This window comes from Streptomyces sp. NPDC002328 (assembly GCF_042890065.1).
Classification (GTDB): domain Bacteria; phylum Actinomycetota; class Actinomycetes; order Streptomycetales; family Streptomycetaceae; genus Streptomyces.
The window spans coordinates 62018-84167 of record NZ_JBIARQ010000021.1; the positions used below are offsets into that span (position 1 = coordinate 62018).

Consider the following 22150-nt stretch of genomic DNA (forward strand, 5'->3'; position numbering starts at 1 on the left):
CCACTACGGCGATGCGAGCGGTCGTCGTCACTCAGCCCGGCGGCCTGGATGCCCTTCAGGTCACCACGGTGCCGGTGCCCGAGCCGCAGCCCGGGTGGGTGCGCATCAAGGTGAAGGCGTTCGGCGTCAACGAGTCCGAGGTCACCACCCGAAAGGGCGAGTCGGACTCGGAGGTCACCTATCCGCGGATCCCCGGCATCGAGGGCGTCGGTGTGGTCGATCAGGCCGACGAGGACAGCGGGCTGCGCCCGGGGCAGCAGGTGGCGACCATGATGGGCGGCATGGGCCGGTCCTTCGACGGCTCGTACGCGCAGTACGTGACCGTCCCCGCGGGGCAGGTCATCCCGTTCAAGACCGGCCTCCCTTGGGAAGTGGTCGGCGCGCTGCCGGAGATGTTCCAGACCGCCTACGGCTCTGTCGCCACTGGCCTCGGTCTACAGGCGGGGCAGACGCTGCTGATCCGCGGCGGCACCTCCACGGTCGGTCTGAGCGCGGCCACGATCGCGAAGGACCTCGGAGCCACCGTGCTGTCCACCACCCGCAGCCCTGATCGGGCCGGGGAACTGCGGGCCATTGGTGTCGACCATCCACTGGTCGACAACGGCGCCATCGCCGACCAGGTGCGCGAGCTGATGCCGGACGGCGTCGACGCCGTACTGGAACTGGTGGGCTGCTCGGCCCTCGCCGACACCTTCCGCACCGTCCGCAGTCACGGCACCGTCTGCTTCACAGGAGCTCTGGCGGGCCAGTGGACGATCCCCGACTTCACCCCGTTCATGATCCCCAACGGGGTGCGGCTGACCAGCTACGCGGGCGGGGCCACCGACCTGCCGGCGCAGGTCTTCCAGCAGCAACTGCAAGCCATCGCGGCCGGACGGCTCAAAGCCCCGGTCGCGAAGGTCTACCACGGCCTGCGGCAGGTGCGCGATGCCCAGGCCGACGTCGAGGCCGGCACGACGCCGGGCAAGCACGTGGTGCTGATCGACGGCTGAGAAACACACCCATCCGCCGCCGGTCGGAGCCGGCCGGCAGCGGCATGCACGAAAAGGAGACTGTCATGGGCGTCAACAAGGAAGAAATCAGCAGGACCATCCTGGAACTGGAGAAGTCCTTCAACGAGCGGTGGAGCGTCGGCGACAACCGCGGCTACCTCGACAACTACGCCGAGGAGATCAGCTACTTCGACCCGATCGAAAAGGACCTGGTCGTCGGCCGTGACGCGACCGTCGCCCACATCGAGGCGATCTACTCAAACCCGCACATCGTGCGCAACGAGTACCTCAACCCCGTCGTGCACGTCAGCGACGGCGATGACTTCGCCGTCCTGGCCTACAACCTGGACACCTACGTGCTCGACGACAACGGCAACGAGCGGCAGCTGCGCGCCTGGAACGCCACCGAGGTGTACCGGCTGATCGACGGCGAGTGGCGCATCGTGCACTCCAACTGGGCGTTCGCCCAGACCGCGACAGGCGCGATCGCGTCCTGACCGGGGATCCGAGGTGACGCACCCCGGCCAGTGAGCAAGCGATCGAAGGCGGCGGCCGACCCGGCCCCCCGCTCCGGACGCGATCAAGGCCGTGGCGGCCGCGGGGATGCGGGCTTGTGCCGCGGCCACCTCACATGCCGGTCCTGGCTGCCGCGAAGGCGGCCGGGGTGAGACCGGTGTGGCCACGGAAGAAACGGCCGAAGTTCGCGGGATCGGTGAACCCGAGATGGACGGCCACAGCCCGGGCGTCCCAACCGCCGCCTCCCAGCAGCCGCCGGGCTTCGAGCAGCCGCCGTTCGTCGATGACTTCACGCGCCCCCTTGCCGGTGGCGTCCCGGGCCGCGCGGCTGAGGGTGCGAACCGAACAGCCGAGCAGCCCGGCATAGTCCGCAGCCCGGTGCAGTTCCCGGAAGTGCAGCTCCAGAGCGTCCACGAACCGTGCGTACGTGTCTCGGCGGCCCGTACCGCCCGCCGCCGTGCCGGTGGGGGTGACATCGGGGGAGTTGGCGAGGCGCAGCAGCAGCGATTCGAGCAGGCCGCGCCGCAGGGCGTGGTGGACATCGAGCCGGCGGCGCCCCAGGGCACGGTGCTCGTCCAGGAGCTGGAGCGCCGTCTGCCGCAGCCAGGCCGCGTCATCGGGGTGCGGGTTCAGTACGGCAGGGGCCTCGTGCGCGGTGAGCGGGGCCAGCAGGCGGGCGGCGTCGGACGTCAGCACGTCCGGCTCGAACAGGATGAACAAGCCGCGGACGGCACCCGGCGGATGCCAGCACTGCGCGTGCCCGGGACGCACCCAGAGCCACTGGCCGGGTACGACGGTCCGCGTGACGTGGTCGACGTCGTGGAGCAGCTCACCCTCGGTGACGAGGATCAGGTAGTGGAAGGTGGCGCGGCCCGGACGGGGCGGATTCCACGGCCAGTCGTCGTGCTCGGCAAAGAAGTCCTCGACGGTGCTCACCTCGAGGCCGTACGGAGTGCCGACCGGGGGCTGGAAACCGTAAAGCGGAACCGCCGGGCCGCCGGGCGCCTCGGCCTGCTCGCTGCGTCCGACGCGTGGAGAACGCCCGGGGTGTCGCTTGCCGACCATCACGTGTCCGCAGTTTACCGCCCGTTCTGCCCGCGTGGCTGGAAAGGAGGGGGCGTGACGTCCGCGCCCTTGGCCTACGCCCTGCCCGCTACCACCTGAGAAAGGAAAACACTCATGAACGGATCGACCCTGCAGACGTTCGCCGCCGAGTGCGCGGAGGAACTTGCCGGAGCGCAGCTGGAGCATCCCTTCGGCCCGGACTGGGAGGTCTTCAAGGTACGAGGCAAGGTGTTCATGCTGATGACCGAGGTCCCCGGGCGCCCCGTCGTGATCCTGAAGGCGGACCCAGGCGAGGCCCAGGCTCTCCGGGAAAGCAACAGCCACATCACCCCCGGCTACCACATGAACAAGAAACACTGGATCACGCTGGAGGGCGGGACAGGCGTCGACAAGGAGCTCGTCAGGGAACTCGTCACCGACTCCTACCTGCTCGTCGTCGCCCAGCTGCCCAAGGCCGCGCAGCCCGTCGACCCGCACACCTACGGCACCAGCACGCAGGCGGCCCGGTGAGCGTGGCCGGTGACCGCCGCCAGGGCACCGCCCGCAAGGCGGCCCTCGCCCTGTCCTACGTCAGCCACGAACGCCCCTTCACCCCGGACTCGACATGTGCAAGGTCGCGGACAAGGTGTTCCTGATCGTCACCGACGACCCGGACGAGCAGATCATCACGGTCAAGCGCGAGCCCGAGCACGCGCGGGCGCTGGAGCGCGGCTACGCCTCGATCGGCCTGGGCGCCATAGGCAGCCGGGCCGGTCTACTAGGCCGAGACGCTCCTGCGAGCCGCATCGGCGACCTGGCGCATTCGTCGCCTGCTGGCCCCTCCTCCCGCACCAAGCCGCAGGTTCCCGGCGATCACCGAAGCGACTCCTTGCCACCCGCGCCGTCCCGCTATAGCCTTACGATCGTAAGTTAAACGATCGTAATTTAAATGAGGCAGGGAGCCTGTCATGGCGACACATCGGCCGGTAGCGCTCGTAACGGGGGCGTCTTCGGGGATCGGTAACACAACCGCTCGCGCCTTCGTCACAGCCGGGTTCGAGGTGATCGGAACCGGACGGAACACCTCGGGACTCACCCCGCCCGCCGGTGTGACCTTCCTCGACCTCGACGTGACCAGTGACGAATCCGTCACCACCGCAGTCCAGGAAGTGATCAAACGGTTCGGACGGATCGACGTCCTCGTCAACAACGCCGGTCTCGGCTCCGCCGGCGCCGCCGAGGAGAACTCCGTCGCCCAGGCCCAGAGCCTCTTCAACCTCAACTTCTTCGGCCTCGTCCGCATGACGAAGGCCGTCCTGCCGCACATGCGCGCCCAGGGCCGTGGACGCATCATCAACCTCTCGTCCGTCCTCGGCGTCATCCCGCAGCCCTACATGGCCCTCTACGTCGCCGCGAAGCACGCCATCGAGGGCTACTCCGAGTCCCTGGACCACGAGGTCCGCGAGCACGGCGTCCGCGTTCTGCTCGTCGAGCCCGGCTACACCCGGACCGCCTTCGACGCCAATGCCGCGCAGCCCGACACCCCGCTGCCGCTGTATGCGGAGCGGCGGCGTGTCTTCGACGAAGTGGTCGCTGCGGCCATGAAGACCGGCGACGACCCTGCCGTCGTCGCCAAGGAGATCGTCACGGCAGCCACCGCCCCGAAGCCGAAGCTGCGCTACACCGCCGGTCCGCTCGCCTCACGCATCACCACCGCGCGACGCCTCGTCCCCGCCGGGATCTTCGACAAGCAGATCCGCAGATTCAACCGGATGCCCGGCTGACGTCGCACCCGGCCCATCGACCTTCAGTGCGCGCGAGAGGCGCGTTCAGCTCTGACCTGACAAGGAGCATCACCATGGGAATCAGCACGGAAGCACAGCAGTTCGCGCAGTTCCTCGAAAGCGTGCGCGCGAAGGCGTCGACACCGGGCCTCGACCTGGCCGTCGTCCGCGACATCGTCGACACACATGCTTCGGCATCGACCGAGCCGGAAGGCGTCACCTACGCCGACGTGGACGCGGACGGCGTCCCCGCCCTGTGGGCCGTCCCCGAGGGCGCCGACCCCGACAAGGCGCTGCTCCACTTCCACTTCGGTGGATCGGTCGCCGCCTCGATCACATCGGATCGCAAGGCCGCCGGCCACATTGCCAAGGCGGCCGGAGCCCGCTCACTCGTCGTGGGCTTCCGCCTGGCGCCCGAGCACCCCCACCCGGCGCAGATCGACGACGCCGAGACCGCCTACCGGTGGCTGCTCGCACAGGGCTACGAGCCGCGGAACATCGGCAGCACCGGCCACTCCATCGGAGGCACCCTCGCGGTCACGCTGCCGCTGCGCCTGCTCGCCAGGGGCGAGGCCGCCCCTGGGGCGATCATCAGCATCTCGCCGTGGACCGACCTCACCATCAGAAACCCGAAGGTGGACGAGAACGAGGAACTCGACAAGATGCTCAGCCGGGACATCCTCGAGCAGTTCCGAGCGGCTTGGCTCCAGGACCCCGGCGTGGACTTCACCGACCCCGACATCAGCATCCTCAACGCCGACCTGACCGGCCTGCCGCCCACGGCCCTCCACTACGGAGAGTACGAGGCGCTTGCCGGCGAGGGCGCCGACTTCGGCCGCCGGCTCGCCGACTTCAAGATCCTCTCCGAGGTCCGCCCACTGCCCGAGGGGCAGCACTCGTTCATCCTGGGCGCGGGGCGCGTGCCCGAGGTGGACCGGGCGATCGAGCAGATGGGTCAGTGGCTTCGACGGCACCTCGGCAGCTGATGCGGGGGCCGGCCCGGCATGCGCATCGTCCGCCGAAAGGCAATCAAAAAGACCACCCAAAGGGATGGCTGACATGAAGGCATTCATCGTCGAGAAGTACGGCAAGGCCGGCCTACGCGCCGCAGCCGTTCCCGAGCCCACCGTCGGCGACGGCGACGTCCTGGTTCGAGTGAGCGCCACCAGCATCAACCCGCTGGATGAAATGGTCCGCAACGGGGAGTTCGAAGCGCGGGTGACCTTTCCGGCGCACAAAGGAGCAAGCGCGTGGCGCGTTACGGGAAAGAGCACAAGCAGGCGACGAGGCAGCGGATCATCGAGACCGCCGGCCGCCGGTTCAAGCGGGACGGTATCGACGGCTCGGGCATCTCGACGCTGATGGCGGACGCCGGACTGACCAACGGCGCCTTCTACGCCCACTTCGCATCCAAGGACGACCTCGTGGCCACCGCGGTCGCGGACCAGTTGCGCACCCAGTACGCGAACGTCATCGAGCAGGCGGCCCCCGGCATCGCCGGAGTCGAGCAGATCGTACGGTGGTATCTGTCGCCCCAGCACCGCGACAGTCCCGACGACGGCTGCCCCTCCGCGGCACTCCTCGACGAGATCGGGCGCTGCGCGGACGAGGCCAAGCAGGCGTACACCGACGGCGTGCTCGCCGTCATCGACGGTATCGCCGCTCGCCTGGCGCCCGCCGATCCGCGCTCGGTGCACACGAAGACCCTCAGCGTCTACGCCATGATGGTCGGAACGCTGCAGCTCTCCCGTGCCCTGGCCGACCGGCGACTCTCCGACGAACTCCTCGACGAGGGCATCCGCAACGCCCTCACTCTGCTCGGCGTACAGCAGTCCCGCTGACGCGCCGCAGAACCGCCCGGCAGCCTCGACGAGCCGCACCACACCACGCCCCGGCCGGGCCGGGTGTTTTCGTAGGCGAGAGCGAGCAACGTCTGTCGACGCTCCTGGACAGCACTCAGCGATCAGACGGCTCGAAAATCGCGCCTGGCCGCCTCGAACCCGACACTCGGATCTTCGGCCTGCACACCCTCAACCCACGGCACGAAATAGGGGCACGTTGGTGTTCTGGCCCGGGATGGCGCGCACCCGCTGAGTGGGGGTGCCAGGTGCGAGGTAGCGCCGCACCTCCGCCACCTGCGCGGGAAGGTCCTTCGCGGTGGCGTCGCCGCGGCGCAGGGCCCGGGCGGTCCACGGGTCGGTACCCGGCGCGCGCCCCAGGCCGAGGTCGATGCGTCCGGGGTAGAGCGAGGCGAGGGTGCCGAACTGCTCCGCGACCACGTACGGGGCGTGGTTGGGGAGCATGATGCCGCCGGAGCCGACCTTGATCCGCTCGGTGGCTGCGGCGACCTGGCCGATGAGGAGCGAGGTCGCCGACGAGGCCACCGCGTTCATGTTGTGGTGCTCGGCGATCCAGTAGTGGTGATACCCGAACTCCTCCGCAGCGACGGCGAGTTCCATGGTCTCGTGGAGCGCCTCGGTGGCCGCTCCCTCGCCGTGCCGGATGGGGACGAGGTTCAGCAGGGACAGCCGGGTGTCACGGAGCGTGTTCATGGTCATGCGGGGTCGGCCTTCCGGGATGGTGGTCGCGGACAGAGGGGGAGCGGTCCACGTGGACCGTGCGATCAGGCCCGGGGCATACGGTGCGGCCGGCTCGGGGCGACGGCGCCCGTCCGGTACGGCCGGCGTCGTTCCGCGGGACGAGCAGGCACGGTCCCGGAGTCAGCGGCCTGTGCGAGCACCGTCGGCCCCCTGGGACCGGCTCGCTCGCCGTGTCGGGGGTCGATCACGTCACTGACGCTAAACTTGGACATCAATGTCAAGGTCGACCTGGATCGGAGTGACGTAGGCCACCATGAAGATCGGCGAACTCTCGCGCCGCACCGGAGTCGCCACCCGGCCGGAAGCATGTCGACACGTCCCGTCCGCAATCTGGGGAATGTGAAAATCACCAGGTCAGAGGCCCTTTGCTGCGGGCTCAAGAATCGCCACGCACTCCACATGATGCGTCATCGGAAAGATGTCGGCCTGAAACGGATCCAAGAAAAGCCCTGGTCAGAGCAAGCTTCTCGGCTCATCGCCCCTCGTGCAGACGCCCAGAGCGTCAAACGAGCGTCAAGGCCGAGAGTCCATTGAGTCCCCTGCTCAGGGCTGAGCAGCGGCTACCAGCTCACCCGGGGATCCGCCCCCGCTCGCTCGGACGCCGGCTCGCACATCATGGCCCTCGCGACGTCTCCGGCCGCCATGATGGAGTCATGCCCTCCAGCCCAGAGCACCCCGCACCCTCCCTGAGGGACGTCTCGGGCGCGGTCGCCGAGGACCTCGCGCTGTATCGGGAGAAGTTCCGCCGCCGTCTGCCGGAGTCCCTGGACGAGCTGCACGGGCCGACCCACGGTGTCGTGGAGCTACCGCTACACATGGCCTGGTCGGGGATGACCTCGTACGACCTGGGCAAGCCTCGCCAGGGCATGGGCCTGTACCGCACCGTCCTGCACGAGGGCCTGCACGACGACCTGCCCCGCTACCTCAACCAGGACCTGCTCCTCCAGCTGTGGCCGGTGCTGCGCACCCTCGTCGGCCGCACTGTGCGCACCGTATGGGAAGACGCCTTCCCTCAGCTCGCCTCCGGCACCCGGGCAGCCGCGTGACGGACATGCCGGAGCTGCACACGCGGCTCCTGGCGGACGCGATCGCGCTCGGCTCCCCATACCCCCTGGTCCTCACTGGCGGATAAGCCGTGCGAGCGCACCGCCTGGTGAACCGCCCCAGCCAGGACCTTGATGTCGCCACCGAGAACCCGGCGCCCATGGCCGACATCGCCGCCGCGCTCCGCGCCGGCCTGGAGTCGCGCGGCTGGAAGGTGCACGCGCTGGAGACCGCCCGTTGTCCGCCCGCTTCACCGTGACCGACCCGGCCACCGGGCAGGAATGCGAAGTCGACATCCTCAAGGAGATCTTCTGGCGGCCGGTCGCCCAGAGCCCGTACGGCCCCGTCCTCGCGGAGGAGGACGTGATCGGGACCAAGGTCCGCGCCCTCGCCGACCGCGGAGCGCCCCGCGACCTGATCGACGTGTTCGCGGCCTCCCGCCGCTGGACCAACGCCCAGCTCGAGGAGTTCGGCCGCCGCCACGCCCGAGGCCGCTTCGAGCGCGAGGATCTGCAGGCGAACCTCACGGGCGCCGAGTGGACCGACGACGAAGCCTTCGCCGCCTATGGGCTCGAGGACGCCACCATCACCGCGCTTCGCGCTTGGGCGGTGGAATGGGCCGATGACCTCGCCACCCGGCTCCTGGAAGAGACCGATGATCCGGACAGCGACTGATCACGTCCGCACCCGCACACGGCTCTAGCCCCCGAGGCGATGTGACAGATCTCCCTCTCGTCCTCACCGTGACCGCCATCGTTCCCGCAACAGGAACCTTGAAGGTGTAGGTACGAGTGGAGTGGCAGACCCAGGTTCCGTTGGGGCCTGGGGTCATGTAGTCGTGGTACCTGCCGCCATTGCCATCGTTGCACCCACGCTCCCAGTCCGTCACCGGTCGCAGACCGGTGGGGTCGGACTTGGTGATTGAGGTGTTGTTGGCGTACGCGTAGCCGTTCAGCGATTCGTGGTCTGCGGGGGCGAGGACGGGGTCGACGGAGAGGAAACGGCCGGTGGTCGGATCTACTCGCGGGTGCCGATATGCGTGAGTCCGGTGTCGGCGTCGGCAGGTTTGCCCAGGAAGCCCTTGTCGTCGGGCCAGGAAAACCCGCAGGTCAGAGGCCCTTTGCTGCGGGCTCCAGAATCGCCACGCACTCCACATGATGCGTCATCGGAAACAGATCGAACGCCCGCAACGTCCGCACCCGGTACCCCCCGTCCCGGAAGTACCCCAGGTCCCGGGCCAGCGCCGCCGGGTCGCAGGCGACGTAGGCGATCCTCCGCGCGCCCAGTGACGTCAGGTGGTCGACCGTCTTGCGGCCGGCTCCCGCTCGGGGTGGGTCCAGGACGATGAGGTCGACCTCGGTGATGCCGGTGCGCGGGAGGATCGTCTCGACCTTGCCCTGTTCGATGCGGACGCGGTCGAAGTCGGCGAGGTTGTGGCGGGCGTCCTCGACGGCGCGCTTGCCGGACTCGATGCCGAGGACCGCGCCCTTCTCGCCGAGGCGGTCGGCGAGGGCGCCCGCGAACAGGCCGACGCCGCAGTACAGGTCCAGCGCCGTCTCGCCCTTGCGGGGCAGCAGGCCCTGCATGACCGCCGTCACCAGCGTGTCCGCCGCCTTCGGGTGCACCTGCCAGAAGCCGCCGCTGCCGACGCGGTGCGTACGGCCGTCGGCGCGCTCGCGGACGAAGGGGCGGCCGTGGACGCGGTGGACGCCGCCGTCCTTCTCGCCGACCCGCATGACCGACACGGGGCGGTCCAGTTCGACGATGGGCAGGCGCGCGCCGGGGCGCGGCGTCAGGACGACCTGGCGGTCCTGCGAGCCCGTCGCCGCGATCGCCTCGACGGAGGCCATGCCGCTCCAGTCCCGCTTCTCCACGCCCAGCTCGCTGACGCCCTCCGCGGCGATCATGCAGTGGTCGATCGGCTCGACCTCGTGGGAGCGGTGGCGGCGCAGGCCTGCGTGCCCCGTCCGCTCGTCCACCGCGTACTGCACGCGCGTCCGCCACTGCGGCACCTGGCCCGCCGGGAGCTTGTCGCCCTCGGCCGGCATCACCGTGCCGTCCCAGCCGGCCTCCTCGGGCGTGAGGCCCGCGAGCCGTTCGAGCTGCTCGGCGATCACCTCGCCCTTCAGGCGGCGCTGCGCGCCCGGCTTGGCGTGCTGCCAGTCGCAGCCTCCGCAGCGGCCGGGGCCGGAGAAGGGGCAGGGGGCCTCGACCCGGTCCTTGGACGCCTCCAGGATCCGGACAGCGTCGGCGCGCAGGAACCGCGCGCCCTCCTCGCCCTCCGTCACCCGGGCCACCACCCGCTCACCGGGAAGCGTGTGCCGGACGAACAGCACCTGGCCCTCTTCCGTGCGGGCGATGCAGTGGCCGCCGTGGGCGACAGGGCCGACCTCGACCTCGTACTCCGCCCCCACCAGCGTCTTCTTCGGTTCTTCCTGCATGGCGGGGTGACTCCAGATACGAGGGGGGACGAACGGCCGGACAACAGCCCACCAGTCTACGTGGGCGCCGCCCGGCCGATGACCACGGTGCCGTCGTCCGGCTCGGACAGCGGGGCGCGGCGGTGCCGTCAGCTCTTGCTGTTCGACGGCTCCTTCGCGCGTCCCTCGTCCGCCGGCCCGCGCCGGACCGATCCCGGCGCGTTCCAGTCCTGCTGCCTGCGGGCCCGCTTCTTGGCCACCTCGGAGGACTGGAGCTGGTACGGGACGGACGTGACCATGACGCCCGGCGTGAACAGCAGCCGGCCCTTGAGCCGCAGGGCGCTCTGGTTGTGCAGGAAGTGCTCGTACCAGTGTCCGACCACGTACTCGGGAATGATCACGGACACCGCGTCGCGCGGCGACTCCCGGCGCAGGTTCTTGACGTACTCGATGACCGGCCGCGTGACCTCGCGGTACGGGGAGTCGAGGACCTTCAGCGGTACGTCGATGCCGCGCCGTTCCCACTCGTCGCGCAGCGCCTTCGTCTCGGCCGGGTCGACGTTGACGGTGAGCGCCTCCAGGGTGTCGGAGCGCATCAGCTTGGCGTAGGCCAGGGCGCGCAGCGTCGGGCGGTGGATCTTGGAGATGAGCAGCAGCGAGTGGACGCGCGACGGGCGGACGCTGTCGTCGCTCGGGCCCTCGGGGGCGGCGAGCTCCGCGGAGACGCCGTCGTAGTGGCGGCGGATCGCGGTCATCGTGCCGTAGAAGATGACCATGCCGAGCAGGGCGACCCAGGCGCCGTGGGTGAACTTGGTGACGAGGACGACGACCAGCACCAGGCCGGTGAAGAACGCGCCGAAGGTGTTGATCGCGCGGGAGCGGATCATGTGGCGGCGCTTGGCCGGGTCGGTCTCGGTCGCCAGGTGGCGGTTCCAGTGGCGGACCATGCCGGTCTGGCTGAGGGTGAAGGACACGAACACGCCGACGATGTACAGCTGGATCAGTCGGGTGGAGTCGGCGCCGTAGATCCAGATCAGCAGCACCGCCGCACCGGCCAGCAGCACGATGCCGTTGGAGAAGGCGAGGCGGTCGCCGCGGGTGTGCAGCTGGCGGGGCAGGTAGCGGTCCTGGGCGAGGATCGAGCCGAGGACGGGGAAGCCGTTGTAGGCGGTGTTGGCGGCGAGGAACAGCACCAGGGCGGTGGCCGCCGCGAGCACGAGGAAGAGGAAGCTGCCCTTGCCGAAGACGGCCTCGGCGACCTGGGTGATCACCGGGTTCTGAACGTAGTCCGCGCCGACCGCGACCCCGTTCTTCAGCAGGTCGGCGGCCGGGTTCTCGGCCATGCGGACGTCGGTGACCAGGGCCAGGACGATGATCCCGCAGAACATGGTGACGGCCAGCAGGCCCATCATCGCGAGGGTGGTCGCGGCGTTGCGGGACTTGGGCTTGCGGAAGGCCGGCACGCCGTTGGAGATCGCCTCCACGCCGGTGAGCGCGGCGCAGCCGGAGGAGAAGGCGCGCAGCATGAGGAAGAGCAGCGCGAAGCCGGCGAGGCCCTGGTGCTCGGGCTTGATCGTGTAGTCGGCCGTCGGCGCCCGCATGGTGTCGCCCAGGACCAGGGTCCGGAACGCGCCCCACGCGATCATGATGAAGACGCCCGCGACGAACACGTACGTCGGGATCGCGAAGAGCTTGCCGGACTCCTTCACGCCCCGCAGGTTCATCAGCGTCAGCAGCACCACCACGGCGATCGCGCAGGCCACCTTGTGCTCGACGACGAACGGGATCGCGGAGCCGAGATTCTCGATGCCGGAGGAGATGGAGACGGCGACGGTCAGGACGTAGTCGACGAGCAGCGCGCTCGCGACGGTCAGGCCGGCCTTGGGGCCGAGGTTGGTGTTGGCAACCTCGTAGTCGCCGCCGCCGCTGGGGTAGGCGTGGACGTTCTGCCGGTAGGAGGCGACCACCGTGAACATCAGCACGACGACCGCGAGCGCGATCCACGGGCTGAAGTGGTAGGCCGACACGCCCGCGATGGAGAGGACCAGCAGCACCTCGCCGGGCGCGTACGCCACGGAGGAGAGCGGGTCGGAGGCGAAGACGGGCAGGGCGATGCGCTTCGGCAGGAGTGTTTCTCCGAGCCGATCACTGCGCAGAGCGCGCCCGATCAGGATCCGTTTGGGCACGTCGGTCAGTTTGGACACAACAGAGGATCGTAGGCCTTCGAACACGAGGTCGCCCACCCTCCCCCGGGCTCGGCCGTGTGATGCCGTGTCACGTCTGCCTCACGGGTGAAATCGGCCACGGCGCGACTGCGGATTCCGTGGCCGTGCCGATCGTCATGTCTATATGACAATCCCGCTTGTTCCCCCGGTCGTCCGCTCGTCCCCCGGCTCGTCCCCCGCTCGTCCCCCGCTCGTCCTTCCACCCCGCCCGCATCCCGCTCGCCGTAGCCCTTCGGAGGTCCCATGCACACCACCGCGGAGTTGATCGGTGCCGCCGGCAGCCTCGTCGGCCTCGGAATCCTCACCTTCCTCAGTGTCTGGAGCATCAGCCGTCGCTGACCCCGCGAACCGTGCGCTGCGACCGTGCGGCCGTGCGACCGTGCACAGGGGTGCCTCCGACGACCGCGCGTGTGTAGCTTGGGCGGCGGTCTGAGACCCTGTTAAGGCCACGTCAGCAACTCTTGACCTCGGAAGGACGGTCGTGCACATCGTCATCATGGGCTGCGGCAGAGTGGGGTCCGCTCTCGCCCAGACCCTGGAGCAGCAGGGGCACACGGTCGCAGTGATCGACCAGGACCCCACCGCCTTCCGACGTCTTGGCTCCTCGTTCGGCGGCCGCCGGGTCACCGGCGTCGGCTTCGACCAGGACACCCTGCGTGAAGCGGGCATCGAGGAGGCCGGCGCGTTCGCCGCCGTCTCCAGCGGCGACAACTCCAACATCATCGCCGCCCGCGTCGCCCGCGAGATGTTCGGCATCGAGAACGTCGCCGCCCGTATCTACGACCCCCGCCGCGCCGAGGTCTACCAGCGCCTCGGCATCCCGACCGTGGCGACCGTCCGCTGGACGGCCGACCAGATGCTGCGCCGGCTGCTCCCCTCGGGCTCCGAGCCGCTGTGGCGCGACCCCACCGGCGGCGTCCAGCTCGCCGAGGTGCACGCCTCCGCCGCCTGGGTCGGCCACAAGATCAGCAAGCTCCAGGAGGAGACGGGCGTCCGGGTGGCGTTCCTGACCCGCCTCGGCGAGGCGATCCTGCCGACCTCCCAGACGGTGTTGCAGGAAGGCGACCTGGTGCACGTGATGATGCGCAGCGACGAGGTCGAGAAGGTCGAGGCCTCGTTCGCCGAGGGCCCGAAGGAGGGCGGTCACTGATGAGGGTCGCCATTGCCGGAGCCGGCGCCGTCGGCCGCTCGATCGCGGGCGAACTGCTGGAGAACGGCCACGAGGTCCTGCTCGTCGACAAGGCGCCGACCGCCATCTCGGTCGAGCGCGTCCCGCAGGCGGAGTGGCTGCTCGCCGACGCCTGTGAGATCACGTCCCTGGACGAGGCGGCCCTCCAGCGCTGCAACGTCGTGATCGCCGCGACCGGCGACGACAAGGTCAACCTGGTCGTCTCCCTGCTCGCGAAGACGGAGTACGGCGTCCCGCGCGTCGTCGCCCGCGTCAACAACCCGAAGAACGAGTGGCTGTTCAACGAGGCCTGGGGCGTGGACGTCGCCGTCTCCACCCCGCGTCTGATGTCCGCCCTGGTCGAGGAGGCGGTGAGCGTCGGCGACCTCGTCCGCCTGCTCCGCTTCAGCCACGGCGACGCCAACCTCGTGGAGCTGACCCTCCCCGAGGAGTCCGCCCTCGCCGGCACCCAGGTCGGCGACGTGGAGTGGCCGGAGGACACCTCGCTGGTCACCATCATCCGCGGCACCCGGGTGCTGACCCCGACCCGCGACGACTCCCTCGAAGCCGGCGACGAGCTGCTCTTCGTCGCCGCGCAGGCGCGGGAGGAGCAGTTGGAGGACCTGCTGTCGGTCCGCCGGGAGGACACGGCCGGCTGAGCCGTGCCCGGCCCACAACGAGCACGGCCTATGACGACGAGGGGGGGGGGCGGGGGGGGGGGGGCGCCCCCCCCGGCGGGCCCGCGCAAACAAAAACAACCCGCGGGGGCCGGCGCCCCGCGGCGCGCCCCCCCGCGCCCCGCCCCCCCCCGCGGCCCCCCCCCCCCCCCCCCCCCGCCCCCCCCCCACCCCGCCCCCCCCCCCCCCCGCGCGGGGGCGCCCCCCCCCCCCCCCCCCCCCCCCCCTCGTCGTCGCAGCGATACCTAGACCTCCCGGCGGTGCCGGCCGCCCGTCGTCTCGCCGCCCGTCGTCTCGCCGCCCGGCTCCGTGGCCGAAGCGGCCGAGGCGGTCGAGGCGGCCTTGCGCTCCTCTTCGGCCTTCTCGGCCGCCTCCATCTCGGCGAAGACGTCGATCGGCGCCGGCGCCTTCGCCAGGAAGACCCACGTCAGCCATACCGCCAGCAGGAACGGCGGGATCTTCAGCGCGACCAGCACCCAGCCCAGCTGCGTCGTGTCGGCCCAGAAGTACAGCGGGAAGAGGATCGCGCACTTGCCGAGGAGGATCAGCCCCCAGGCGTAGCTGGCCTTGGCGTACGCCTTCTTGCGCCCGGGGTTGCGCGTCCGCCAGGAGAGGTTCTCCTTGAAGACCGGCCCGAGGATCAGCCCGAGCAGCGGCACCCCGCACAGCGTCGTGATGATGTACGCCAGCGCCAGCCCCAGCGTGTAGAGCATCCCGGGGAGGTAGAAGTCCTTGGCGTTGCCGGTCATCATCGCGAACACGACACCGAAGGCGACGCCGAACACACCGCTGAAGGCGTGCTTCACGGTGTCCTTCATGACGAGGCGGACCACGACCAGGACCAGCGACACCGCGAGAGCGGCGATCGCGGCCATGTGCAGGTCCTTGTTGATCGTGTAGATCGTGACGAACAGCAGGCCGGGCAGTACCGTCTCGACCATGCCCCGCACCCCGCCGAACGCCTCGAACAGCGCGGCCTCGGTCACCGCCCGGGCGTCGTCCTGCTGAGTGTCTTCGGTCGGCTTGTCGAGCGACGTCACCGGCTACTCCCTACCGAGGGGTCTCAGTTCGTACTTCGGGTTGAACAGCACGCGGCGGCCCCGGCTCATCGAGATCCGGCCCGACGCGATGAGTCTGCGCCCCGGTTCTATGCCGACTATGGAGCGCCGGCCCAGCCACACCACGTCCAGCGCCGCGGAGCCGTCGAACAGCTCGGCCTCCAGGGCGGGGACTCCGGCACGCGGCCGCAGAGTGACCGTGCGCAAGGTACCAGTAACCGTCACGATCTGCCGGTCCTGGCAGTCTCCGATCCGCGTACAGCCGGCGGTCTCGGCGTCCTCGCGCAGCTCCTCGGACTCCAGGTCCTCCTGCGACGAGGAGAGCCGGTCGAGCATGCGCCTGAACCGGCCCACCGGCTTCTCGGAACGAGGAACAGCACTCATATCTGAAGCGTACCGGGGCCCGCCGTCAGCCCCGTACCCGTGTGCCGCACCTCGCACCCGCGGGCTCCCGCCCGCTCCTCGAACCCGCCCTCACCGCTCACTTGGCGCACCCGGCTCACTTCTCGAACCGGTACCCCATCCCCGGCTCCGTGATGAAGTGCCGGGGATGCGACGGGTCGCTCTCCAGCTTTCTGCGCAGTTGGGCCATGTACACGCGCAGGTAGTTCGTCTCCGTGCCGTACGACGGGCCCCAGACCTCCTGGAGCAGCTGCTTCTGGCTGACCAGCCGGCCGGTGTTGCGCACCAGCACCTCCAGCAGGTGCCACTCGGTGGGCGTCAGCCGGACGTCCTTGCCGCCCCGGTTGACCTTCTTCGCGGCCAGGTCGACGGTGAACCCGTCGGTCTCCACCAGGACGTCGTCCTCGCCGCCCCCGGCGGGTTCGGCACGGCGGACGGCGGCCCGCAGCCGGGCCAGCAGTTCGTCCATGCCGAAGGGCTTGGTGACGTAGTCGTCGGCGCCGGCGTCGAGCGCCTCGACCTTCTCGTCGGAGGAGTGCCGGGCGGACAGCACCAGGATCGGCACCCTGGTCCAGCCGCGCAGGCCCTTGATCACCTCGACGCCGTCCATGTCGGGCAGCCCCAGGTCGAGGACCACCACGTCGGGGTGGCGGGCGGCGGCGAGCTGGAGGGCGGTGGTCCCGTCGTGGGCCGCGTCCACCTCGTACTTGCGCGCTCTGAGGTTGATCACTAGGGCGCGCACGATCTGCGGCTCGTCGTCGATCACGAGCACCCGGGTCATGAAGCCCGCCTTTCCGGTCGTACAGGAAGTCGTTCCGCTGGGACGCCCGGGGAGTCCGGGCCGTCCTGCGTGTCTGGAGTGTCCGGGTCCAGCGGGCCCGCGCGTGATCCCGCCGCGCGCAGGGTGAGGACCATGGTGAGGCCGCCGCCCGGAGTGTCCTCGGCGTTGAGGGTGCCGCCCATGGCCTCGGCGAAGCCGCGGGCGACCGCCAGGCCGAGGCCCACGCCGGCCCCGCGCGGAGCGTCACCGTACCGCTGGAAGGGCTCGAAGATCCGCTCCTTGGCCTCGTCCGGCACTCCGGGCCCGCGGTCGACGACCCTCACCTCGACCCGGTCGGCGAGGGCGCTCGCCGCGACGAGGACGGCTCTGCCGTCGAGGCTGTACTTGACCGCGTTCTCCACCAGGTTGGCCACCGACCGCTCCAGCAGCCCGGCGTCGACGGCGACCATCGGCAGCGTCTCGGGGATGTCCAGCTCCACGCTGTCCTCCGGCACCCCGCCGAGCGCCATCGGCACGACCTCGTCGAGGTCCGTCTCGCGGACGATCGGCGTGACCGTCCCGGTCTGGAGGCGGGACATGTCCAGGAGGTTCCCGACCAGGTGGTCGAGCCGGTCGGCCCCCTGCTCGATGGCCTCCAGCAGTTCGGCCTCGTCCTCCTCGGACCACTCGACGTCGTCCGACCGCAGCGAGGAGACGGAGGCCTTGATCCCGGCCAGCGGGGTCCGCAGATCATGGCTGACGGCAGCCAGCAGCGCCGTGCGGATCCGGTTGCCCTCGGCGAGCGCGCGCGCCTGGTCGGCCTCCTCCTGGAGCCGCCGCCGGTCCAGGACGACCACCGCCTGCGCCGCGAAGGCGGCCAGCACCCGGCGGTCCTCCGCGGGCAGCACGCGCCCGGTGAGCGCCAGCGCCACATGATCGCCGACCGGCACGTCCACGTCCGCGTCCTCCGGCCGCCGCACCGGCTTCCCGAGCCCGGCATGGCCCGCGCAGGTCCACGGCTCGACGTCGCTCTCCCGCTCCAGCAGCGCCGCCGACTCCATGCCGAAGGTCTCCCGCACCCGCTCCAGCAGCGCTTCCAGGCTGGTCTCGCCTCTCAGCACGTTGCCCGCCAGGTAGGAGAGGATCTCCGACTCCGCCCGCAGCCGGGCCGCCTGCTGGGTGCGTCTGGCCGCGAGGTCCACCACCGACGCCACCGACACGCCGACCCCCACGAAGATCACGATGGCGACGATGTTCTTCGGGTCGGCGATGCTCCAGTGGTGCAGGGGCGGTGTGTAGAAGTAGTTCAGCAGCAGGGAGCCCAGCGCCGCCGAGGCCAGCGCCGGCAGCAGCCCGCCGAGCAGCGCCGCCGCCACCACCACCGTGAGGAACAGCAGCATGTCGTTGGCGAGGCCGAGGTCGACGGTGTTCAGCAGCACCGCCAGCGTCGCCGGTCCGGCCAGGCCGACCAGCCAGCCCCAGACGATCCGGGCACGCCCCAGCCGGGCGCCCCGGGCCACCGGGAGCCCCCGGCCCTTGGCGACCTCGTCGTGGGTGACGATGTGCACGTCGAGGTCGGGCCCCGACTCACGGGCGACCGTGGCCCCGACGCCGGGGCCGAAAACGTACTGCCAGGCCTTGCGGCGGGAGGAGCCCAGGACGATCTGCGTGGCGTTCACCCCGCGGGCGAAGTCGAGCAGCGCGGCCGGTATGTCGTCGCCGACCACGTGGTGGAAGGTGCCGCCGAGGTCCTCCACGAGGGTGCGCTGCATCGCGAGTTCCTTCGGGGAGGCGGCCGTCAGCCCGTCGCTGCGCGCTATGTAGACGGCCAGGACCTCACCGCCCGCGCCCTTCTCCGCGAGCCGCGCCGCCCGCCGGATCAGCGTGCGCCCCTCCGGACCGCCGGTCAGACCGACGACGATCCGCTCCCGCGAGCCCCAGATCGCCGACACCCGGTGATCGCTGCGGTACTGCTTCAGATACTCGTCGACCCGGTCGGCCACCCAGAGCAGGGCCAGCTCCCGCAGGGCGGTGAGGTTGCCGGGGCGGAAGTAGTTGGACAGGGCCGCGTCGACCTTGTCGGGCTTGTAGACGTTGCCGTGCGCCATGCGGCGGCGCAGGGCCTGCGGCGACATGTCGACCAGCTCGATCTGGTCCGCCCGCCGCACGAACTCGTCCGGCACCGTCTCCTGCTGCCGCACCCCGGTGATCGACTCCACGACGTCGCCGAGGGACTCCAGATGCTGGATGTTCACCGTGGAGACGACGTCGACGCCGGCGGCGAGAAGCTCCTCCACGTCCTGCCAGCGCTTGGCGTTGCGGGAGCCGGGGACGTTGGTGTGGGCCAGTTCGTCCACCAGGGCGACCTGGGGACTCCGGGCGAGGACGGCGTCCACGTCCATCTCGGTGAAGGCTCCGCCCCGGTACTCCAGCTCCCGGCGCGGGACCTCCTCCAGGCCGTGCAGCATCACCTCGGTGCGCGGCCGGTCGTGATGCTCGACGAACCCCACCACGCAGTCCGTGCCCCGCTCGACACGACGGTGCGCCTCCGACAGCATGGCGTAGGTCTTGCCCACGCCCGGTGCCGCACCGAGGTAGATCCGAAGCTTGCCGCGTGCCATGGCCCCATTGTCTTCCCGTAACCGCTGCCTACGCAGCGTCGACCTTACGGCCAACGATGCCGACAAAGGGGACGGGGAGAGGGGCGCGGAGCGCCTTTGACGCAACCCTGACGCCGTGGACACACCCCAGGTCGGCACGGTCATGACCCACTCCCCTCACTGCTTCGCCGTCTTGCCTTCGCCCCTTCATCGGATGAGGACCGCCGATCGGTTCACGCCGAAAGCGGGGGAAAGATCCAAGCCGGGCGGCAGAGGGAAACCAGCGCCGGAAACCAGCGCCCTCATCACCCCAGCACCCCCAGCGCCCCCGATCGTCCCCAGCACCCCCGGACAGCGAAAAGGGCCGCACCCCTCCCGGGATGCGGCCCTCTCTCACTCTCGCTAACGGACCTCGGTGATCTCCGGCCCGCGCTGCAACTGGCCCATGCCGCCGGAGAACCGGGAGCCGGCCTCCTCCTGCTGGACGCCCTCGGGGACCATCTGAGCGTCGTTCGGCAGCTTCAGGACGATCGGGTCACGGGGGGCCATCGGGCCCTCGCCGCGGACCACGACCGTGTCCCGGAAGATCTGCTCCAGCAGGCCGGCGGCCTGCGGCTGCACCGCGCCCTGGCCCGAGATCACACCGCGCAGGAACCAGCGGGGCCCGTCGACGCCGACGAATCGCACGACGTGGAACCCGCCCGTGCCGTCCGGCAGCTGCACCGGAACCTGAGCGCGCAGCTCCCAGCCCAGCGGGCCCTCGACCTCGTCGATGATGCCGCCCTGCTGGGTGATGCCTGAGCCGATCTCCTCGCGGACCTCGCTCCAGATGCCCTCGCGCTTGGGGGCGGCGAAGGCCTGCAACTGGATGGCGCTGTCGCGCAGCACGACGGTGGCCGCGACGATCGCGTCGCCCGCGACCTCGACCCGCAGCTCCATGCCGTCGACGCCGGGCACGAAGATTCCGCCCAGATCCACGCGCCCCTCACCGGGGTCGCGCACCTCCGAGCTGTCCCAGGGCCCGTCGGGCCGCGGCTCGGGTTCGAGTCGCACCCGCTCGCGCTCGCCCTCTGCTTCGTCCGCCTCAGTGTCGACACTGTCGACGACCTGCTCGGCCTCGCCGGCCGCGTCCTCGGCGGCACCCTTCTTGTTGCGACGTCCGAACACGTCACTGTCCTTCCCGGTCGGATACGACCGAAGCGTATCGATTCCCACCCGTCGAGCCGCCTACGGCGGCCTGACCGCTTGTGCCGCTCCCGACGTCCACGGCGGCATGGCCACCGGTGGACCCGAAGCCCCCCTCGGCCCGCGCCGATTCGGGAAGTTCCGCGACCTCCTGGAAGCGGACCCTCTCGACCTGCTGGACGACCAGTTGGGCAATCCGGTCGAAGCGCTCGAACCGCACGGACTCGCGCGGGTCGAGATTCACCACGATCACCTTGATCTCCCCACGGTACCCGGCATCAACCGTCCCTGGGGCATTCACGAGGGCGACGCCGCACCGGGCGGCGAGCCCTGAACGAGGGTGCACGAAGGCCGCGTACCCCTCGGGCAGCGCGATGGACACTCCCGTCGGCAGTACGGCCCGCTCCCCCGGCGCGAGTTCGCGGGCCTCGGTGGTCCGCAGATCCGCGCCCGCGTCACCGGGGTGCGCGTACGTCGGAAGCGGTACGTCGGGGTCCACGCGCCGGATGAGGACGTGCACGGAAGAGTGGCTCACGGGTTCACCTCGAAAGCGCGAGCGCGCCGGGCCTGGTCCGGGTCGCTCATGGCGGCCTGGATCTCCTCCTTGCGGCCGTGGTCGACGAAGTGGTCGACCTTGACCTCGATGAACAGGGCGTCGGCGCGGACGGCAACGGGGCCCGCGGGGCCGCCGATCCGGCCGGTGGCCGTCGAGTAGATCTTCCGTCCGGCCACCGCCGTCACCTCGGCCGCGAGGTGCAGCGCGGTGCCGACGGGCACGGGCCGCACGAAGTCGGTCTCCAGTCGCCCGGTCACGGCGATAGTGCGCAGCAGCCAGTTCAGCGAGCCGAGCGTCTCGTCGAGCGCGCTGGCCAGGACGCCGCCGTGGGCCAGTCCCGGCGCCCCCTGGTGGGCGGGCTGCACGGTGAACTCGGCGGTGACGGTGACGCCTTCGCCGGCCCGCGCTTCCAGGTGCAGCCCATGGGGCTGCCCGCCGCCGCACCCGAAACACTGTTCGTAGTGGGCACCGAGGAGCTCACCGGGTACGGGAGCATCGGGGTGCCGAACGGGTTTCACTGCGTCGGCCGGAGGTTGAAGAACCGCGGAAGTACCACTCACAGGCGCAGACCTTACCCGCGCGTCGGAGCCGACCGGACACCGTGCCAAGCTTGGCCCCATGCAGCTCTCCGCCACCCCGTACGAAGAACGCCTCACCGCTCCCCGCTCGTGGTGGTTCGTCTCGTTCCTCGTAGGCGTCTCGTTCGCCCTGATCCTGCTGCCCTTCGGCACTCTGCCGTTGCTGGGCGGCCTGGTCGGCGGGACCGCGGCCGCGGCGGTCGTGGCGAGCTCCTACGGCTCGGTGCGTATCCGGGTCGTGGGCGACTCCCTGATCGCGGGCGAGGCGAAGATCCCGGTGGCGGCGCTGGGCGAGGCGGAGGTCCTGAGCCCCGAGGAGGCGCGCGCCTGGCGCACGTACAAGGCCGACACCAGGGCGTTCCTGCTGCTCCGGGCCTACATCCCGAGGGCGCTGCGCGTGGAGGTCACCGACCCGGACGACCCGACGCCCTACCTGTACCTGTCGACGCGGGAGCCCGAGCGGCTGGCGGAGGCGCTCCGGGCGGCCCGGGAGACGGCGGCGTAGGCAAAGGTCTCACCCGCGCCGCGCAAAGACTTCCCA

General features: G+C 70.4%; 23 protein-coding genes and 2 pseudogenes. 13 read left to right on the forward strand and 12 right to left on the reverse strand.

Annotated elements, in window-relative coordinates:
• Window positions 1-11: 11 nt before the first annotated feature.
• Window positions 12-992 (forward strand): alcohol dehydrogenase catalytic domain-containing protein, encoded by a 981-nt coding sequence (locus ACFYX4_RS35015; RefSeq protein WP_389342409.1) that lies wholly within the window; start codon window positions 12-14, stop codon window positions 990-992.
• Window positions 993-1057: 65 nt separating this feature from the next.
• The gene (locus ACFYX4_RS35020) at window positions 1058-1489 is read left to right on the forward strand and encodes a YybH family protein (RefSeq protein ID WP_389342248.1); all 432 of its coding nucleotides are present in this window, start codon (window positions 1058-1060) and stop codon (window positions 1487-1489) included.
• A gap of 130 nt (window positions 1490-1619) precedes the next feature.
• On the opposite strand, the gene ACFYX4_RS35025 is transcribed toward ACFYX4_RS35020, so the two are convergent.
• On the reverse strand, window positions 1620-2444 hold the full coding sequence (locus tag ACFYX4_RS35025) for a helix-turn-helix domain-containing protein (protein WP_389342251.1): 825 nt from the start codon (window positions 2442-2444) through the stop codon (window positions 1620-1622).
• A gap of 243 nt (window positions 2445-2687) precedes the next feature.
• On the opposite strand from ACFYX4_RS35025, the gene ACFYX4_RS35030 reads away from it, so the two are divergent.
• From ACFYX4_RS35030 to ACFYX4_RS35055, 6 genes and pseudogenes are all read left to right on the forward strand, one after another.
• A complete protein-coding gene (locus ACFYX4_RS35030; RefSeq protein ID WP_389342254.1) occupies window positions 2688-3083 on the forward strand; it encodes an MmcQ/YjbR family DNA-binding protein in 396 nt (131 codons plus the stop codon).
• A 94-nt stretch (window positions 3084-3177) separates the two neighbouring features.
• Window positions 3178-3486, forward strand: coding sequence for a hypothetical protein (locus ACFYX4_RS35035; protein WP_389342257.1), 309 nt, complete (start codon window positions 3178-3180; stop codon window positions 3484-3486).
• Between the two features lie 34 nt (window positions 3487-3520).
• The gene (locus ACFYX4_RS35040) at window positions 3521-4336 is read left to right on the forward strand and encodes an oxidoreductase (protein WP_389342260.1); all 816 of its coding nucleotides are present in this window, start codon (window positions 3521-3523) and stop codon (window positions 4334-4336) included.
• A 74-nt stretch (window positions 4337-4410) separates the two neighbouring features.
• Window positions 4411-5322: an alpha/beta hydrolase fold domain-containing protein gene (locus ACFYX4_RS35045; protein ID WP_389342263.1), complete on the forward strand. Its 912-nt coding sequence runs from the start codon at window positions 4411-4413 to the stop codon at window positions 5320-5322.
• A 73-nt stretch (window positions 5323-5395) separates the two neighbouring features.
• A pseudogene (locus ACFYX4_RS35050) lies at window positions 5396-5548 on the forward strand (NADP-dependent oxidoreductase); the annotation flags it as partial.
• 38 nt (window positions 5549-5586) lie between these two features.
• Window positions 5587-6177 (forward strand): TetR/AcrR family transcriptional regulator, encoded by a 591-nt coding sequence (locus ACFYX4_RS35055; protein ID WP_389342265.1) that lies wholly within the window; start codon window positions 5587-5589, stop codon window positions 6175-6177.
• A 189-nt stretch (window positions 6178-6366) separates the two neighbouring features.
• Here the strand turns inward: ACFYX4_RS35055 and ACFYX4_RS35060 are convergent, their stop codons facing one another.
• Window positions 6367-6894 carry an MsnO8 family LLM class oxidoreductase gene (locus tag ACFYX4_RS35060; RefSeq protein WP_389342268.1) on the reverse strand — a complete coding sequence of 176 codons (528 nt, stop codon included), beginning with the start codon at window positions 6892-6894 and terminating at the stop codon, window positions 6367-6369.
• 695 nt (window positions 6895-7589) lie between these two features.
• Between ACFYX4_RS35060 and ACFYX4_RS35065 the strand changes: the two genes are divergently transcribed.
• Both ACFYX4_RS35065 and ACFYX4_RS35070 read left to right on the forward strand, forming a co-directional pair.
• Complete coding sequence (locus tag ACFYX4_RS35065; RefSeq protein WP_389342271.1) at window positions 7590-7982, forward strand: hypothetical protein; 393 nt, start codon at window positions 7590-7592, stop codon at window positions 7980-7982.
• A 5-nt stretch (window positions 7983-7987) separates the two neighbouring features.
• Window positions 7988-8655, forward strand: a pseudogene (locus ACFYX4_RS35070) (nucleotidyl transferase AbiEii/AbiGii toxin family protein).
• Here the strand turns inward: ACFYX4_RS35070 and ACFYX4_RS35075 are convergent.
• From ACFYX4_RS35075 to ACFYX4_RS35085, 3 genes are all read right to left on the reverse strand, one after another.
• Window positions 8567-9136, reverse strand: a complete 570-nt coding sequence (locus tag ACFYX4_RS35075) for an RHS repeat-associated core domain-containing protein (RefSeq protein ID WP_389342274.1) — start codon at window positions 9134-9136, stop codon at window positions 8567-8569. The pseudogene ACFYX4_RS35070 and the gene ACFYX4_RS35075 overlap by 89 nt on opposite strands.
• Entirely contained in the window at window positions 9090-10421 is a 1332-nt protein-coding gene (locus tag ACFYX4_RS35080) for a class I SAM-dependent RNA methyltransferase (protein ID WP_389342277.1), read from the reverse strand. The genes ACFYX4_RS35075 and ACFYX4_RS35080 overlap by 47 nt, the downstream gene beginning before the upstream one ends.
• Window positions 10422-10549: 128 nt before the next feature.
• The gene (locus ACFYX4_RS35085) at window positions 10550-12604 is read right to left on the reverse strand and encodes an APC family permease (RefSeq protein WP_389342280.1); all 2055 of its coding nucleotides are present in this window, start codon (window positions 12602-12604) and stop codon (window positions 10550-10552) included.
• Window positions 12605-13106: 502 nt separating this feature from the next.
• Between ACFYX4_RS35085 and ACFYX4_RS35090 the strand changes: the two genes are divergently transcribed.
• Together ACFYX4_RS35090 and ACFYX4_RS35095 are read left to right on the forward strand one after the other, a co-directional pair.
• A complete protein-coding gene (locus tag ACFYX4_RS35090) occupies window positions 13107-13775 on the forward strand; it encodes a potassium channel family protein (protein ID WP_389342283.1) in 669 nt (222 codons plus the stop codon).
• Window positions 13775-14452, forward strand: coding sequence for a potassium channel family protein (locus ACFYX4_RS35095; RefSeq protein ID WP_389342286.1), 678 nt, complete (start codon window positions 13775-13777; stop codon window positions 14450-14452). The genes ACFYX4_RS35090 and ACFYX4_RS35095 overlap by 1 nt, the downstream gene beginning before the upstream one ends.
• Before the next feature lie 263 nt (window positions 14453-14715).
• Here the strand turns inward: ACFYX4_RS35095 and ACFYX4_RS35100 are convergent, their stop codons facing one another.
• The 7 genes from ACFYX4_RS35100 to ACFYX4_RS35130 form a co-directional block, all read right to left on the reverse strand.
• Complete coding sequence (locus ACFYX4_RS35100) at window positions 14716-15510, reverse strand: DUF3159 domain-containing protein (protein ID WP_389342288.1); 795 nt, start codon at window positions 15508-15510, stop codon at window positions 14716-14718.
• A gap of 3 nt (window positions 15511-15513) precedes the next feature.
• Window positions 15514-15912 (reverse strand): OB-fold nucleic acid binding domain-containing protein, encoded by a 399-nt coding sequence (locus ACFYX4_RS35105; protein WP_358795597.1) that lies wholly within the window; start codon window positions 15910-15912, stop codon window positions 15514-15516.
• A gap of 115 nt (window positions 15913-16027) precedes the next feature.
• Window positions 16028-16711, reverse strand: coding sequence for a response regulator (locus ACFYX4_RS35110; protein ID WP_389342291.1), 684 nt, complete (start codon window positions 16709-16711; stop codon window positions 16028-16030).
• The gene (locus tag ACFYX4_RS35115; protein WP_389342294.1) at window positions 16708-19311 is read right to left on the reverse strand and encodes a DUF4118 domain-containing protein; all 2604 of its coding nucleotides are present in this window, start codon (window positions 19309-19311) and stop codon (window positions 16708-16710) included. The genes ACFYX4_RS35110 and ACFYX4_RS35115 overlap by 4 nt, the downstream gene beginning before the upstream one ends.
• Before the next feature lie 381 nt (window positions 19312-19692).
• Window positions 19693-20457 carry a DUF3710 domain-containing protein gene (locus tag ACFYX4_RS35120; protein ID WP_389342297.1) on the reverse strand — a complete coding sequence of 255 codons (765 nt, stop codon included), beginning with the start codon at window positions 20455-20457 and terminating at the stop codon, window positions 19693-19695.
• Between the two features lies 1 nt (window position 20458).
• Window positions 20459-21010 carry a dUTP diphosphatase gene (gene dut / locus ACFYX4_RS35125; RefSeq protein WP_389342300.1) on the reverse strand — a complete coding sequence of 184 codons (552 nt, stop codon included), beginning with the start codon at window positions 21008-21010 and terminating at the stop codon, window positions 20459-20461.
• Window positions 21007-21591: a PaaI family thioesterase gene (locus tag ACFYX4_RS35130; protein ID WP_389342303.1), complete on the reverse strand. Its 585-nt coding sequence runs from the start codon at window positions 21589-21591 to the stop codon at window positions 21007-21009. Before ACFYX4_RS35130 ends, dut begins: the two co-directional genes overlap by 4 nt.
• A 58-nt stretch (window positions 21592-21649) precedes the next feature.
• Here ACFYX4_RS35130 and ACFYX4_RS35135 point away from each other — a divergent pair, with 58 nt between their 5' ends.
• Window positions 21650-22114: a DUF3093 domain-containing protein gene (locus tag ACFYX4_RS35135; RefSeq protein ID WP_389342306.1), complete on the forward strand. Its 465-nt coding sequence runs from the start codon at window positions 21650-21652 to the stop codon at window positions 22112-22114.
• The last annotated feature ends 36 nt before the right edge of the window (window positions 22115-22150 follow it).